The sequence below is a fragment of the Xanthobacter pseudotagetidis genome (assembly GCF_043194795.2).
Classification (GTDB): domain Bacteria; phylum Pseudomonadota; class Alphaproteobacteria; order Rhizobiales; family Xanthobacteraceae; genus Xanthobacter; species Xanthobacter tagetidis_A.
The window spans coordinates 3,628,087-3,641,887 of sequence record NZ_CM195534.1 but is presented as its reverse complement, the minus strand read 5'-3'; the positions used below and the strand labels follow the sequence as shown (position 1 = coordinate 3,641,887).

The following is a 13,801-nucleotide window of genomic DNA, read 5'->3' as shown; positions in this document are numbered from 1 at the left end:
ATCATTTCCGACTCCGAGCCAGGTGCCAGAGCGGAGCGACCAAGCCTCATGGAACCGGGAATGAAGAACACCGAAGGCGACATCATCGTCGCGCGCCAAGACAATGAGCTGACTATCGGGGCAGATCTCGGCTGGCTGCCAAGCAAATAACCTATATTTTGCGACGCGTGCTGTGGATATATATCTACCTATATTTCCGATAGCTCGCCACATCGCCGGGCGCGCCTCCACATGCCTCCACCAGCGTTCGCGGTAGGCGCCGCGCCTGTTCTTGGGCGAGGCGCCAGAGCTTCCCGCCAGCAGGCGTGACAAGGAGCTGAAGGCCACCGCTGTCTGACAGCTTCACCGGCTTGCTCTTCGGCTTCGCTGCGCGAACGGCTACGTCGGAAAGGGACATCGTGTTGGCATCCAGATTTGTTAGCACGACGCAGTGCCAACGATCATGCCAACGAATACGCTCGATGCCAACAGGCGCTAGCCGACGCATTCCGACGACACGCGCGAAAAAATCCAGTGTTTCTCGTGTTTCTCAGACGTCAATCGACGCCCACCGACCGAGAAATGGTGCCGGGTGAGGGGATCGAACCCCCGACCTTCGGTTTACAAAACCGCTGCACTACCGCTGTGCTAACCCGGCCCTGGTCGATATGCCGACGATTGACATCTGCGTGGCAAAATCTGCTTGCCAATGCCGAGGCGTCGCACCGGGGGAGCCATGGGCCTGCGCCCCGGAAGCACCGCATCTCGCCGTCTTATCCCTCTGCCGGGCTCCCGGCGTCAAGCGGGGCACGGCCGCTCCACGAGCGCGGCCAGGGCGGGCCGCAGGTGGAGACCGTGGTGCGGCAGCTCCCCGAGCCTGGCGTCTCGCGGCAATCCAGGAACGAAGACGGCCCCGCCACGGGGGCGGGGCCGGGATTTCCAAAGCGGACGGCCCCGAACGGGGGTCGGGGCCGTCCTGGGGCGGTTGGCGGCCCGATGATGGGCCGCCAACGCCTCAGTGCCAGTGATCGATGTTGCGATCCTTCGTCTCGGGCACGAACAGAAGGCCGATGACGAAGGTCATGAGAGCGATCACGATCGGGTACCAGAGGCCGTAATAGATGTCGCCGGTTGCCGCCACCATGGCGAAGGAGGTCGCCGGCAGCAGGCCGCCGAACCAGCCGTTGCCGATGTGGTAGGGCAGCGACATGGAGGTGTAGCGGATACGCGCCGGGAACAGCTCGACGAGCGCCGCCGCGATCGGCCCGTACACCATGGTCACGAAGAGCACGAGGATGAAGAGCAGCCCGATCACCGCCGCCACCTGTGGAGAGAAGATGTCGAACGGATGGTTCATCTTCACGACGCCAGCGGTAGCGCCCGCCTTGGGATAGCCCGCGGCGTTGAGAGCGGCCGCGGCCTGCTTGGCGAAGTCAGGCGAGTACGGAACCACCTGGTCGTTCACCTTCAGCTGAACCGGGGAACCGGCAGGGCCGGGCTCGGTCGTGTACTTCACCGAAGACTTCGCGAGGAAGTCGCGTGCGAGGTCGCAGGGGGCGGTGTAGATGCGGGTGCCGACCGGGTTGAACAGGCTGCCGCAATTGCCGGGATCGGCCACCACGGTCACACGCACGTTCTGGATCGCCTTCTCCAGCGCCGGGTTGGCGTAGGTGGTGATCATGTTGAACAGCGGGAAGTAGCTCGCGGCGGCGATCAGACAGCCGGCGAGGATGATGGGCTTGCGGCCGATCTTGTCGGAGAGCCAGCCGAAGAACACGAAGAAGCCGGTGCCGAACACCAGCGACCAGGCGATCAGGAGGTTCGAGGTGTAGCCGTCCACCTTCAGGATCGATTGCAGGAAGAACAGGGCATAGAACTGGCCCGTGTACCAGACCACGCCCTGGCCGGCGACGAGGCCGAACAGCGCGAGCAGCACGAACTTCAGGTTCGACCACTGGCCGAACGCCTCCTTCAGCGGCGCCTTCGAGGTGGTGCCCTCGTCCTTCATCTTCTGGAAGGTGGGCGATTCGGAGAGCTGCAGGCGGATCCAGATGGAGACGCCGAGCAGGGCGATGGAGACCAGGAACGGCACGCGCCAGCCCCACTCCTTGAACGCGTCCTCGCCCGTGATGGTGCGGGTAAAGAGGATGACGATCAGCGACAGGAACAGGCCCAGCGTCGCCGTGGTCTGAATCCAGGAGGTGTAGAAGCCGCGCCGGCCGTGCGGGGCATGCTCCGCCACGTAGGTTGCCGCGCCGCCGTACTCGCCGCCGAGCGCGAGGCCCTGGGCGAGGCGCAGCGCGATCAGGATGATCGGGGCCGCGATGCCGATGGACGCCGCGTTGGGCAGGATGCCGACGATGAAGGTCGACAGGCCCATGATCAGGATGGTGACGAGGAAGGTGTACTTGCGGCCGACGATGTCGCCCACGCGGCCGAACACGATGGCGCCGAACGGGCGCACCAGGAAGCCTGCGGCGAAGGCCAGCAGCGCGAAGATGTCGCGCGTCGCCGGCGGGTAGGCGGAGAAGAACTGCGCGCCGATGATCGCGGCGAGCGAGCCGTAGAGGTAGAAATCGTACCACTCGAAGACGGTGCCGAGGGAGGAGGCGAAGATGACCTTCTTCTCCTCTCGGGTCATGGGACGGCTCGCGGGGGCGGCCGTAGCGGATGCCACACTCATTTCACGTTTCCTCCAGACTTGAACCCTGACCTGCCCGGGATCTGCGACCCGGAATGCCGGAACGGTGCGAGGCGCTGCGAGGACGGCGCCATGGGGAGCCACCGGAGGCGCCCGCTCGCAAAATTGGCCGACAAGGCATGGCCGGGCGTTTCGGATGTCGCAAAAACGCGATCCGGTGCCCGGCGCGAATGCCGGTCGGCTTGATTCTTCAGGTCAGGCGCGGCTGCGCGTCAGGCGGCGGCTCCGCCGGCGCGCGCGGCACCCGGAACGCTGCCGTCCGCAGGCCTCTTCGGATGTCCAGAAAAAGCACGCGCGGTTCGGGCGCGGCGATCTTGGCGTTTCCTCCGGGGTCTGACCGGTCCCAGGTCTTGCAGCCCGGTTCGGCAGAAGGACGCTCTGCAATCGAGACTCGATCCAGAGCGTCACGCGGTCACTTTGGCGGAGGTCGCATGCCATTGCGATTGGCAATTGGTCTTACGCGCAAGGGCGGATAGGCGCCGAATTTTTCTTTCCGCAGCGTCAGTTGCGCTTGAGGGCCCGGCGCGCCATGCCGAGCGAGAGCGCTGCTGCGTTCGACACATTGAGGCTCTTGATGACGCCGGGAAGGTCGATGCGCGCAAGCACGTCGCAGGTCTCGCGCGTGAGCTGGCGCAGCCCCTTGCCTTCCGCTCCCAGGACCAGCGCGAGCGGTGCCCTGAGCGGGGTATCCTCAAGGTCGGCCGCGCCCTCGCTATCGAGGCCGACCACCAGCATGCCGTTGTCCTTCAGCTCGGTGAGGGCGCGCGCGAGGTTCTGCACCAGGCAGAACGGCACGTGCTCCAGGCCGCCGGAGGCGCTCTTCGCCAGCACGCCGGTGGCGGGGGGGCTGTGGCGCGCGGTGGTGACGATGGCACCCACGGCGAACGCCGCCGCCGAGCGCACGATCGCCCCCACATTGTGGGGGTCGGTGATCTGGTCGAGCACGAGCACCAGGTCCGCCTTCGCCACCTTGGACAAAGGCGGGGAGGGCAGGTGGTCCGCCTCCGCCAGAAGGCCCTGATGCACCGCGTCCGGGCCGAGCAGCTTGTCGATCTCGGAGGGGCGGACGATCTCGGGCGCGATGGGCAGCGCGAGCCCCTCCTCGGCGAGGCGGTTCACCGCGTTCTCGGTGGCGAGGATGCGGCGGAACTTCCGCTTGGGATTGCCCAGCGCCTCGGCCACGGTGTGCCAGCCATAGAGCAGGGCGACGTCGTCCGCGCCTTCCCATGGCGGCGGGCGGCCACCCTTGGGGCGGCGCGGCGGAAAGGCCGGGCGGCCGCCGGGACGGCCGGCGAAGGGAGGCCGGGCGCCGGGGCGGCGGGGCTCGCGGGGAGGGCGTTCGCTCATGAGCGAGGCTTTGTCAGAGGTGGGCGGCGCGCGCAAGGGCGCTCGCGCATTCTGGCCGCTGCCCAGGCCGCCGAAGCCACGCGCCGGCCTCCGGTGATGCCACGACGGCCGTGCCGGCCCTGGGCCCCGGCAGGTCATCCACAAGCGACCGCACGGACCGCTTCGGGAGGCGGAGATTTCCGGTTGACTTGGGCCGCCCGGTTTCACATAAAGCCGCTCCTCGGCGGGATTTGAGCGCACCGCTCGCTCCCGCGCGTGGCCCGATGGCGCAATCCCCATCACCGGCCAGGCCAGAAACGCCCTTCTCCATCGCGGGAGGGGCGGCGAGACGACGGGCGTCGTTTGGAGGGGTGCCCGAGTGGTTAAAGGGGACGGACTGTAAATCCGTTGGCTCTGCCTACGTTGGTTCGAATCCAACCCCCTCCACCACCCGTCGTTCGCAGCCTGGACTCCGCCGTCGAAGTGTCTTCGGAGCATCGTTGATCCCAGGCGCTTCGGCCTCGCCGAACGGGCCGCTGTGGCCTTCGGCAGGGACCCAGCGTGCAGGCCTTTTCACGCCCGCTGAGGTCGAAGAGAGGTTGCCGTGATTTCTGCGTGAGCAGGCACCTGTCGTTCGCATGTGCGAGATGGCTGGTATGGCCGCGCGCTCAATGACGCCCCCCGCCAACTGCGCGGATGGGCAAGCAGATGGCGCTGTTCAGCGAGGTGCCGGGATTCAGGCGTCCGGCGATGGGCGGCCTCGGCCGCAGGGATTCTCTGAGCCTGGACACGCGGGAGTGCCAGGCCGATCCGGGCGACGGGCCTTGAATCGCACCTCGGCGATCCTGCCAAGTCCAACTGAAGACCGGGACGCTGGGGGGGGGGGGGCGTGGATCCCCGCGGGGCCTTCCTTGTCCGATGCGGCCGTGTTAAGCGCTAGCTCCATCGCGGGTGTAGCTCAATGGTAGAGCAGCAGCCTTCCAAGCTGAATACGAGGGTTCGATTCCCTTCACCCGCTCCACGCCTCGGGTAAGCGCATCTCAGGGCCCGGCGGCGGCGCGTGCGCCTCTTGCATCCTTGCCCGAAACCCCCTATCCCACGGCGGCTTTTTTAGCGCGGCCCGTGCGGCGCGCCGACCGACTGAGAGAGAGCGATGGCCAAAGAGAAGTTCAACCGTTCGAAGCCGCACTGCAACATCGGGACCATTGGTCACGTTGACCATGGGAAGACGTCGCTGACGGCTGCGATCACGAAGGTTCTTGCGGAGTCTGGCGGGGCGACGTTCACGGCGTACGACCAGATCGACAAGGCGCCGGAAGAGAAGGCGCGCGGGATCACGATCTCCACGGCGCACGTGGAGTACGAGACCAACAACCGCCACTACGCGCACGTGGACTGCCCCGGGCACGCCGACTACGTGAAGAACATGATCACGGGCGCGGCGCAGATGGACGGCGCGATCCTGGTTGTGTCGGCGGCGGACGGCCCGATGCCGCAGACCCGCGAGCACATCCTGCTGGCCCGCCAGGTGGGCGTTCCGGCGCTGGTGGTGTTCCTGAACAAGTGCGACATGGTGGACGACGCCGAGCTTCTCGAGCTGGTCGAGATGGAGGTGCGCGAGCTTCTGTCGAAGTACGACTTCCCCGGCGACGACATCCCGATCATCCGCGGCTCGGCGCTGGTTGCGCTCGAGAACGGCGATCCGGCGCTCGGCCGCGACGCGGTTCTGAAGCTGATGGAGGCGGTCGACGCCTACATCCCGCAGCCGGAGCGCCCGATCGACCTGCCGTTTCTGATGCCGATCGAGGACGTGTTCTCGATCTCGGGCCGCGGCACGGTGGTGACGGGGCGCGTGGAGCGCGGCATCGTGAAGGTGGGCGAGGAAGTGGAGATCGTCGGCATCCGTCCGACCATCAAGACGACCGTGACGGGCGTCGAGATGTTCCGCAAGCTTCTGGATCAGGGGCAGGCCGGCGACAACGTGGGCATCCTGCTTCGCGGCACCAAGCGCGAGGACGTGGAGCGTGGCCAGGTGGTGTGCAAGCCGGGCTCGGTGAAGCCGCACACGAAGTTCAAGGCCGAGGCCTACATCCTGACCAAGGAGGAGGGCGGCCGCCACACGCCGTTCTTCACCAACTACCGCCCGCAGTTCTACTTCCGCACCACGGACGTGACGGGCGTGTGCACGCTTCCCGAGGGCACCGAGATGGTGATGCCGGGGGACAACGTGTCCATGGACGTGGCGCTGATCGTGCCGATCGCCATGGAGGAGAAGCTGCGCTTCGCCATCCGCGAGGGCGGCCGCACGGTGGGCGCCGGCGTCGTCGCCGCCATCATCGAGTGATCCGCGCGCTGGACCTCGCGTCTGGAGCGTGAAGAATGGGGCGGCGCCTTCGGGTGCCGCCTTTTTCGTTTCTGCCCTGGTCCGCTGCCGTCATGCGCCTGGATGTCCTGCGGCCCTGCGCCGTGCTCCTGCTGCTTACGCTCCTCGCCGGCGCATTCGGGGCCTTGCCCGCCACAGCGGCGTGTCCGGACCGGCCCGCCTGCCGTGGCTGCGGCTGCAAGGGTGGCCCGGGCTATCGGGGGCCGGACGGGCGATGCGTCGGCTTCAAGGACCTCGCAAAGGTGTGCGGCGAACCGCCGGAGACGCGCTGCGCGTTCGAGAACGCGCCCGGCACCGGCGCCAATCGCGATTGCGCGCTGGGCAGGCCCGCGGCTCGGGCTCCGGCGGTCCCCCCGCCGCCGGCTGCGACGCCACGATGAAGGGGTGGCGCGGCACTTGCTGGCGTCTTACGCTGACGGCCGCCCGCCCCGCCTTCGTGCCGGCACCATGGGCCAATCCCCTGATCGCGAACCATCCGGAGATGCGCCGTGTCGGCTGCCGCTCATCGTTTCTTCGTGCTCACCGGCGGCCCGGGGGCTGGCAAGAGCACGCTCCTTGCCGCCTTGTCGGCGCGCGGCTTCGCCGTCGCTCCGGAGGCGGGGCGGGCCGTCATCCGCCGGCAAGCGCAGATCGATGGGACCGCTCTGCCCTGGCGTGACCGGCTCGCCTTCGCCGAGGCCATGCTTGCCCAGGACATGCGCGCGTACCAGGAGATGGCGGCAGCGGACGGGCCCGTGTTCTTCGACCGCGGCATCCCGGACGTGGCGGGCTATCTCACGCTCTGCGGACTGCCGGTGCCTGCCCATGTCGCGCGTGCCTGCGCGGAACTGCGCTATGCGTCGCGCGTGTTCATCGCCCCGCCTTGGCGCGAGATCTATGCCAACGACGCCGAGCGCCGGCAGGACTGGGGCGAGGCCGTGCGCACCCATGCGGCCATGGCGCGGATCTACGCCGACCTCGGGTACGGCCTGCTGGCTCTGCCGCATGCGGACGTTGAGGCTCGCGTCCGCTTCGTCCTCTCCCATGCCGCAAGCGCGGCCTGAGCCGGGGGATCGCGCCGCGCCGCCCCTTTACAGCCGCGGCGCCTCACTCTAAACACGGCCATCCGCTGCGCTGGGATCGCTTCCCGGCGCGCCGGAGTCTACCCCGAACGCAGCCGGGCTTCGGCTTGCGGCCGGGTGTCAGGCCCTAGGTCAGGCCGCTCGGCGGCCCTAGGAGTGTAGCTCAACTGGTTAGAGCACCGGTCTCCAAAACCGGGGGTTGGGGGTTCGAGTCCCTCCACTCCTGCCACCTTCCGGTGGCGGGCACGAGGTTGAAGGGCAGGCTTCGGCCGACCATGTAGGCCCTGCGGACGCGCGAGGCGCGCACGCGGCCCGGTCGCCGGGACCCGAGGGCTTTCCGCCAGCGACATTCCTGATCGAGGGGGGTCGGGGCGGGGAGAGGATATCACGGCGCCGCGCGCTCCGCGGCGCGCGCGCAACGAGAGAGGTGGCGGCCACCGGGTTCTCCCAAGGGGCCGCCGGGACAGACATGGCGAAGCTCAGTCCGGTGGAGTTCTTCAATCAGGTGCGCGCCGAGACGGCGAAGGTCACCTGGCCGACGCGTCGGGAGACGCTCATCACCACCGCCATGGTGTTCGTGATGGTGTTTCTCGCCTCCATCTTCTTCCTGATCGCCGACCAGATCATCCGGTTCGGCGTGTCCACCCTCCTCACCATCGGCCAGTGAGGAGAGCCCCCATGGCGAAGCGCTGGTACATCGTCCACGCATATTCCAACTTCGAGAAGAAGGTCGCCGACTCGATCCGCGAGCAGGCCGATCAGCGCGGGCTGCAGGACCTGTTCGAGCAGATCCTGGTGCCCACCGAGAAGGTCGTCGAGGTGCGCCGCGGCCGCAAGGTCGACACCGAGCGCAAGTTCTTCCCAGGTTACGTGCTGGTGAAGATGGACCTCACCGACGAGGCCTTCCACCTCATCAAGAACACGCCCAAGGTCACCGGCTTCCTTGGCGCCGACAACAAGCCGATGCCGATCTCCGAGGGCGAGGCCATGCGCATCCTGCAGCAGGTGCAGGAGGGCATCGAGCGGCCGAAGCCTTCCATCTCGTTCGAGGTGGGCGAGACCGTGAAGGTGGCGGACGGCCCGTTCGCCTCGTTCAACGGCATCGTCGAGGAGGTGGACGACAGCCGCTCGCGCCTCAAGGTGGCGGTGTCGATCTTCGGCCGCGCCACGCCCGTCGAGCTGGAATTCGGCCAGGTGGAGAAGGTCTGAGGCATCGCCCCGGACACGATCCGATGTCGAGCGGGCGCGGGCTGCAAGGCTCGCGCCTTTTGCGTTTGCGGCGCTATAGCCGGATAACACCCGCCACCGCGGCAGCGCGCCTATTCTTCCCCTACGCCCCAATTCTGGGAGAGGGAGGATAACATGGCGGCAAAGCGCATCCTGATGATCGTCGGCGACTTCGTGGAGGACTACGAGGTCATGGTGCCGTTCCAGGCGCTGCTGGCGGTGGGCCACACGGTGCACGCGGTCTGCCCGGACAAGAGGGCCGGCGACACGGTGGCGACGTCGGTCCATGATTTCGAGGGCGCTCAGACCTATTCCGAAAAGCGCGGCCATAATTTCGCGCTCAACGCCACGTTCGCGGACGTGGACCCGGCAAGCTATGATGCGCTCGTGATCCCGGGCGGACGGGCGCCGGAATATGTGCGCCTCAATCCGCGCGCCATCGAGATGGTGCGCCACTTCTTCGAGGCGGGGAAGCCGGTTGGCGCGGTATGCCACGGCGCCCAGCTGCTCGCCGCCGCACGAGTGATCGGTGGGCGCACGGTGTCCGCCTATCCCGCCTGCCGGCCCGAGGTGGAGCTTGCGGGCGGAACCTATGCCGACATCGCCATCGACGCGGCCGTGACCGATGGCAACCTGGTGTCGGCCCCGGCATGGCCGGCGCACCCGGCCTTCCTCGCCCAGTTCCTGGCCGTGCTCGGCACTGCCATCGTCCACGGCGCCGAGCGCCGCGCCGCCTGAGCAGGCTCGCGCGACGGCGAAACCGGGCATAGGATCGGCAGGCGGGCGCCGCTGCGGCCTGCCTGCACGCCTCAAGGGCGTGCCGGAGACGCGCACGCAAGGGGCGCATCCGCGAACCGGACCAGGCAGCAAGGCCAGGGAGGCGCCCATGTGCAAGCTCTTCATCGGGGCCGATCCCGAGCTGTGGCAGACCCGGCTCCGATCGCTCCGGCTCAACGGCTTCGCCACCAGCGTACGGCTGGAGAACTTCTACTGGCGGGTGCTCGGCGAGATCGCCACCCGCGACGGCATGAGCCTGCCGCAGCTCCTGGTGCGGCTGCACGGCGAGCTGGATGCCGCTCACGGGCGGGTGGAGAATTTCGCCTCGTTCCTCAGGGTGTGCTGTGGGCGCTATCTGGCGCTTCAGGCCGAGGGGGAGGTGCCGCGCGATCTCTCGACTTCGATCCGCAGCCTGGACGCGGATGCGATCCTGTCGCGCGAGGCACGGCGGGCGGCGCGGGGCGCCTTGTCCTCCGCGGCCTGAGGCTTGCGCAAAAAAAAACCGGCTCGCCGCGAAGACGAGCCGGTGTGGAGGATGAAGACTCGGACCGCCGGCTCGGAGCCTGCTTGGGTCCGCCTCGCTTCAGGCCGCCTTCTCGGCCGGGCCGAGCGAGAGCACGGACTCGAAGCCCTCGAACTCCGGACCGCCGATATAGTTCACGCGGTTCGACGCCGCGCCGGCGTCCTTGTGCGCCAGGCGGAAGGCATCCGACTTGGTCCAGGCCTCGAAGTCGGCCTTGGAGGCCCACACGGTGTGGGAGATGTAGAGGGTGTGGTCCTCCTTCTCCGCGCCTCGGCACAGGTCGAAGGCGACGAAGCCGGGAACCGCGGCGATATAGGTGTCGCGCTCGCGCCAGACCCGCTCGAACTCCGCCTCGGACCCGTGCTTCACCTTGAAACGGTTGGTGGCGATGAACATTCTCGAACTCCAATCATGTGCCGCCTGATCGGCAAGACTATTTCACGTACTTGGCGGGCGTCGCCGCCGCAATCTCTCCGCCGCCGAGCGTCACGCGCATGCCCGCCTTGAAGGTGAGGCCGGCGCTGGGGAGGAACTGCTGGTACTGAGTGTACTGCTCGTTGAGCAGGTTCTCCACCGAGAAGGATGCGGTGGCCCACTGATTGACCTGATAGCCCATATAGAGGTTCACCAGATTGAAGCTCGGGGTCACCAGCTCGTCGATCTCGGCCTGGGTCAGGGTGTTCGGCAGCTCGCTCTCGGTCTTCGCCGCCACCCACTGCCAGCGCACTGCCAGGGTCAGCTTGTTGTCGAACATGCGCGTGCCGAGGGTGGCCGCCACATTGTTCGGCATGATGGTGATGAGCGGCTGGTTGTTGTCCACGTCGTCGCCCTGGGACACGGTCACGTTGAGGCCCGCGAACCAGACGCCGGTGTCGTACATGCTCTCCAGCTCGAAGCCCTCGAGCCGGGCGGCGGCGATGTTCTGGTACTGATAGCAGAAGGCCCAGCCGGTGGCGGCGCAGGCGGGTGAATCGCCCGCGGTCACAATCACGGTGTTGATGTAGTCGTCGACATCGTTGCGGTAGATGTTCGCCTTGGCCCGCAGCTTGTCGCCCTTCATGAACAGGTCATCATACTTGATGTTGACGCCCAGTTCCTTGTTCTTGCCGATTTCGGCCCGCAGGTCCGGGTTCGGCAGGAAGCCGAAGTTGAACCACATGCTCACCGGCGGATGCATGCCGCTCACCAGCGCCTCGGTCACCGCCGGGGCGCGATAGCCTTCCGCGTAGGTGCCGTAGAAGGTGAGCCACGAGAACGGCGTGATGCCGACCGTGATCTTGGGCGACACGCGGTCGCCGCTGGTGCCGTCGACGGTGGCGCTGGTCAGGTCGTAGGCATCCCAGCGCAGGGCGGCGATGGTCTGCAGCCACGGCGTCCAGTCGGCCTGCCACTGGGCGAAGGCGCCGCCCACGGAGCGCTCGCCCGAGGGATTGTAGCCGGCGCCGAAGCCGAAATTGTCCTCGTTGTTCACGTCGTCGTGGAAGAAGTCGCCGCCGATGGTCAAGGCATGCTTGGTCGAGGCAAGCAGGAAGCGCGACGTGTTGTTCACGTCGAAGCCGAGCGTGTCGATGGTGAAGCTGCGCGGGTCGCCCACGCATCCGGTTATGTTGTTGCAGGAGCCGTTCGATTTCACCTGGTTCTGCTCGACCTGGTTCCAGTAGGCCGACGAGCGCCAGTTCAGAAGGTTGTCGTTCGGATTGTTGTAGTTGTAGCTGGCGGTGACGGTGCGGTTGGCGACATCGGTGTCGTACAGGGTCGAGGCGGCGGTGGGGTAGTCGTTGCCGGTCGTGAAGGAGCTCTCATAGTTGAGCGCCGTCAGCTTGATCTCGTGGAAGTCCGCCGGCCGGAACGCGGCCTTGGCGATGCCGGACCAGGAATTCTGCGCGGTGTCCGGCACGGTGGTGCCGTCGCCATCCACGTAGTCGGACCGGTTGCGCACCGTGCCGCCGACGAACAGGTCCACGTTCTGGCCCACCTTGGTGGCGGCGAACAGCGAGCCGAAGCCCATGGGGCCGTTCTGCGCGAACTCCCCGTTCGCCTCGACGCCCCAGGTCTGGCCGGGCTTGATCAGGTCCTGGACATCCTTGGTGCGGAACGAGACCACGCCGCCGATGGCGCCCGAGCCGTAGATGTTGGAGACCGGGCCGCGCACCACGTCGACCCCCGCGAGCAGGCCGGGTTCCAGGAAGAAGGAGCCGGCGCCGTCATTGTGGCCGAGCTGGGTGAAGTTCTGCCGCGCGCCGTCGATGAGCACCGCGACGCGGCCGTAGTCCTGCAGGCCGCGGATGTTGATCGAGGCCTGGGTGGAGTTGCCGTTCTGCAGCACCGTGGTGCCGGGCATGCCCCAGAACACATCCTGCGTCGTGCTCGGCATGAGCTGATCGAGCTCGCCCGGCCCGACGACGCTCACGGCGGCGAGCGAATCCACGGCGCGCTCGGCGCCTGAGCGCGTGGCGACCACGGTGAGCGTGTCGAGGGCGATCTCATCGCTGGCGGCGGCGGGCGCGGCGCTTTGCGCGAAGGCGCCGGGGGCGCCGACGAGCAGCGCCGCCGACGCCGCGCCGGTGAGCAGCAGTCCGCGCAGATGAAAGGAAAAAGCCGACCGCCTCGGTCCGTCCGCCATGACCCGCTCCATTCAGGATGATCCGGCTGGCTACCGCCCAAAAAGGGGGCGTGGCGCGCCTCAGGGAATACCGCCCTGCCTTGTTTCGGCTATCGTGGCGACGCATTGCGGTCAAGTAAATAACATGCATAGTGCCAAACTTGGGAACTAATCCAAAAGCGGTGATAAGACATCGTTTATTTAGATTTGTTCCAAATTTGAATGAATCAACAGATGACGAGTCTCATGCGGGAATCAGCTGTTTATAAGCTATTTTGGAATATATCGAATGTAGCAAGTTGCGTGGTGGCGGGCGCGATCTGCGCTCTTGTGCTTGGTGGTGAGCCGGCGCTTGCCGGAGAGGTCGGGCCCAAGGACGCTGCTGCGCAGGGCGCCGCGCGAGATGCGCGGATCGTGTCGATCGGCGGCGCCGTCACGGAGATCCTGTTCGCCCTCGGCGTCGGCGATCGGGTGGTGGCGGTGGACCAGACCAGCCAGTTTCCCGCCGCCGCCCGCGCCCTCCCGCAGGTGGGCTATGCCCGTGCCCTGTCGCCGGAAGGCGTGCTCTCGGCCGGGCCGACCCTCATCATCGCCATCGAGGGCGCCGGGCCGAAATCCACCCTCGACGTGCTGAAGGCGGCGTCGGTGCCGGTGGTGATCGTCCCCGAGGTGCACACGCCCGAAGGCGTGGTCGAGAAGATCCTCGTCGTCGCCAGGGCCGTGGGCGAGGAGGCGAAGGGCCGCGCGCTCGCGGACGCGGTGCGCGCCGATTTCGCGGCCGTGGAAGCCGCCGTCAAGGCGCTGCCGAATCATCCCAAGGCGGTGTTCGTGCTCGCGGCGTCCGGCGGCTCTGCCACTGTCGGCGGCACCGGCACCAGCGCCGACGCCATGCTGAGGCTCGCTGGCGCCACCAACGCCATGGCCTCCATCCACGGCTACAAACCGGCGGTGGACGAGGCCGCCATGGCTGCCGATCCCGACGCGGTGGTGGTGATGAAGGGCGGCGGGCAGGAACTGCCGCCCGAGACCATCTTCGCGCTGCCGGCCTTCATGGGCACGCCCGCCGCGCGTGACGGGCGGCATATCGCCATGTGGGGCAGCTACCTGCTGGGCTTCGGCCCGCGCACGCCGCAGGCCGTGCTGGATCTCGCCCGCGCGCTCCATCCGGAGGCTCAGCTGGCGGATCTGCCGGCCCGCCCCTGGGCGGGTGACCAGTGAGCAC

Annotated in this window: 12 protein-coding genes and 4 tRNA genes; 10 read left to right on the top strand and 6 right to left on the bottom strand. The window is 67.4% G+C overall.

Annotation, left to right across the window (positions count from 1 at the left end; genetic code table 11):
• Positions 1-184: 184 nt before the first annotated feature.
• From V5F67_RS16670 to V5F67_RS16655, 4 genes are all read right to left on the bottom strand, one after another.
• Complete coding sequence (locus tag V5F67_RS16670; RefSeq protein ID WP_509210579.1) at positions 185-397, bottom strand: integrase arm-type DNA-binding domain-containing protein; 213 nt, start codon at positions 395-397, stop codon at positions 185-187.
• A gap of 165 nt (positions 398-562) precedes the next feature.
• Positions 563-637 (bottom strand) — tRNA-Thr (locus V5F67_RS16665).
• Between the two features lie 357 nt (positions 638-994).
• On the bottom strand, positions 995-2,662 hold the full coding sequence (locus V5F67_RS16660) for an MFS transporter (RefSeq protein ID WP_394016690.1): 1,668 nt from the start codon (positions 2,660-2,662) through the stop codon (positions 995-997).
• A gap of 519 nt (positions 2,663-3,181) precedes the next feature.
• Positions 3,182-4,027: a TrmH family RNA methyltransferase gene (locus tag V5F67_RS16655; protein WP_394016691.1), complete on the bottom strand. Its 846-nt coding sequence runs from the start codon at positions 4,025-4,027 to the stop codon at positions 3,182-3,184.
• 344 nt (positions 4,028-4,371) lie between these two features.
• On the opposite strand from V5F67_RS16655, the gene V5F67_RS16650 reads away from it, so the two are divergent.
• From V5F67_RS16650 to V5F67_RS16610, 9 genes are all read left to right on the top strand, one after another.
• Positions 4,372-4,456, top strand: a tRNA-Tyr gene (locus V5F67_RS16650).
• A gap of 497 nt (positions 4,457-4,953) precedes the next feature.
• Positions 4,954-5,027, top strand: a tRNA-Gly gene (locus V5F67_RS16645).
• A 132-nt stretch (positions 5,028-5,159) separates the two neighbouring features.
• Positions 5,160-6,350: an elongation factor Tu gene (gene tuf, locus V5F67_RS16640; RefSeq protein ID WP_394016692.1), complete on the top strand. Its 1,191-nt coding sequence runs from the start codon at positions 5,160-5,162 to the stop codon at positions 6,348-6,350.
• A 527-nt stretch (positions 6,351-6,877) separates the two neighbouring features.
• Complete coding sequence (locus V5F67_RS16635) at positions 6,878-7,432, top strand: AAA family ATPase (protein ID WP_394016693.1); 555 nt, start codon at positions 6,878-6,880, stop codon at positions 7,430-7,432.
• Positions 7,433-7,602: 170 nt separating this feature from the next.
• Positions 7,603-7,679 (top strand) — tRNA-Trp (locus V5F67_RS16630).
• 240 nt (positions 7,680-7,919) lie between these two features.
• Positions 7,920-8,117, top strand: coding sequence for a preprotein translocase subunit SecE (gene secE / locus V5F67_RS16625; protein ID WP_121623770.1), 198 nt, complete (start codon positions 7,920-7,922; stop codon positions 8,115-8,117).
• A gap of 11 nt (positions 8,118-8,128) precedes the next feature.
• A complete protein-coding gene (gene nusG / locus V5F67_RS16620; RefSeq protein WP_394016694.1) occupies positions 8,129-8,659 on the top strand; it encodes a transcription termination/antitermination protein NusG in 531 nt (176 codons plus the stop codon).
• Positions 8,660-8,812: 153 nt separating this feature from the next.
• Positions 8,813-9,415: a DJ-1/PfpI family protein gene (locus tag V5F67_RS16615; RefSeq protein WP_394016695.1), complete on the top strand. Its 603-nt coding sequence runs from the start codon at positions 8,813-8,815 to the stop codon at positions 9,413-9,415.
• Positions 9,416-9,563: 148 nt separating this feature from the next.
• Positions 9,564-9,938: a ribbon-helix-helix domain-containing protein gene (locus tag V5F67_RS16610; protein WP_394016696.1), complete on the top strand. Its 375-nt coding sequence runs from the start codon at positions 9,564-9,566 to the stop codon at positions 9,936-9,938.
• Positions 9,939-10,037: 99 nt separating this feature from the next.
• Here the strand turns inward: V5F67_RS16610 and hmuQ are convergent, their stop codons facing one another.
• Positions 10,038-10,373 (bottom strand): heme-degrading protein HmuQ, encoded by a 336-nt coding sequence (gene hmuQ / locus V5F67_RS16605; RefSeq protein WP_394016697.1) that lies wholly within the window; start codon positions 10,371-10,373, stop codon positions 10,038-10,040.
• A 37-nt stretch (positions 10,374-10,410) separates the two neighbouring features.
• Complete coding sequence (locus tag V5F67_RS16600; protein WP_394016698.1) at positions 10,411-12,600, bottom strand: TonB-dependent hemoglobin/transferrin/lactoferrin family receptor; 2,190 nt, start codon at positions 12,598-12,600, stop codon at positions 10,411-10,413.
• A gap of 393 nt (positions 12,601-12,993) precedes the next feature.
• Between V5F67_RS16600 and V5F67_RS16595 the strand changes: the two genes are divergently transcribed.
• Entirely contained in the window at positions 12,994-13,797 is an 804-nt protein-coding gene (locus V5F67_RS16595) for a heme/hemin ABC transporter substrate-binding protein (protein WP_394016699.1), read from the top strand.
• Positions 13,798-13,801 lie beyond the last annotated feature (4 nt).

Excerpts from the sequence above, each read along its gene's own strand:
- V5F67_RS16610 (WP_394016696.1), top strand. The coding sequence starts at position 9,564 with ATGTGCAAGCTCTTCATCGGGGCCGATCCCGAGCTGTGGCAGACCCGG.
- V5F67_RS16600 (WP_394016698.1), bottom strand. The coding sequence starts at position 12,600 with ATGGCGGACGGACCGAGGCGGTCGGCTTTTTCCTTTCATCTGCGCGGA.
- V5F67_RS16655 (WP_394016691.1), bottom strand. The coding sequence starts at position 4,027 with ATGAGCGAACGCCCTCCCCGCGAGCCCCGCCGCCCCGGCGCCCGGCCT.
- nusG (WP_394016694.1), top strand. The coding sequence starts at position 8,129 with ATGGCGAAGCGCTGGTACATCGTCCACGCATATTCCAACTTCGAGAAG.
- hmuQ (WP_394016697.1), bottom strand. The coding sequence starts at position 10,373 with ATGTTCATCGCCACCAACCGTTTCAAGGTGAAGCACGGGTCCGAGGCG.
- V5F67_RS16660 (WP_394016690.1), bottom strand. The coding sequence starts at position 2,662 with ATGAGTGTGGCATCCGCTACGGCCGCCCCCGCGAGCCGTCCCATGACC.
- V5F67_RS16615 (WP_394016695.1), top strand. The coding sequence starts at position 8,813 with ATGGCGGCAAAGCGCATCCTGATGATCGTCGGCGACTTCGTGGAGGAC.
- secE (WP_121623770.1), top strand. The coding sequence starts at position 7,920 with ATGGCGAAGCTCAGTCCGGTGGAGTTCTTCAATCAGGTGCGCGCCGAG.
- V5F67_RS16670 (WP_509210579.1), bottom strand. The coding sequence starts at position 397 with ATGTCCCTTTCCGACGTAGCCGTTCGCGCAGCGAAGCCGAAGAGCAAG.
- tuf (WP_394016692.1), top strand. The coding sequence starts at position 5,160 with ATGGCCAAAGAGAAGTTCAACCGTTCGAAGCCGCACTGCAACATCGGG.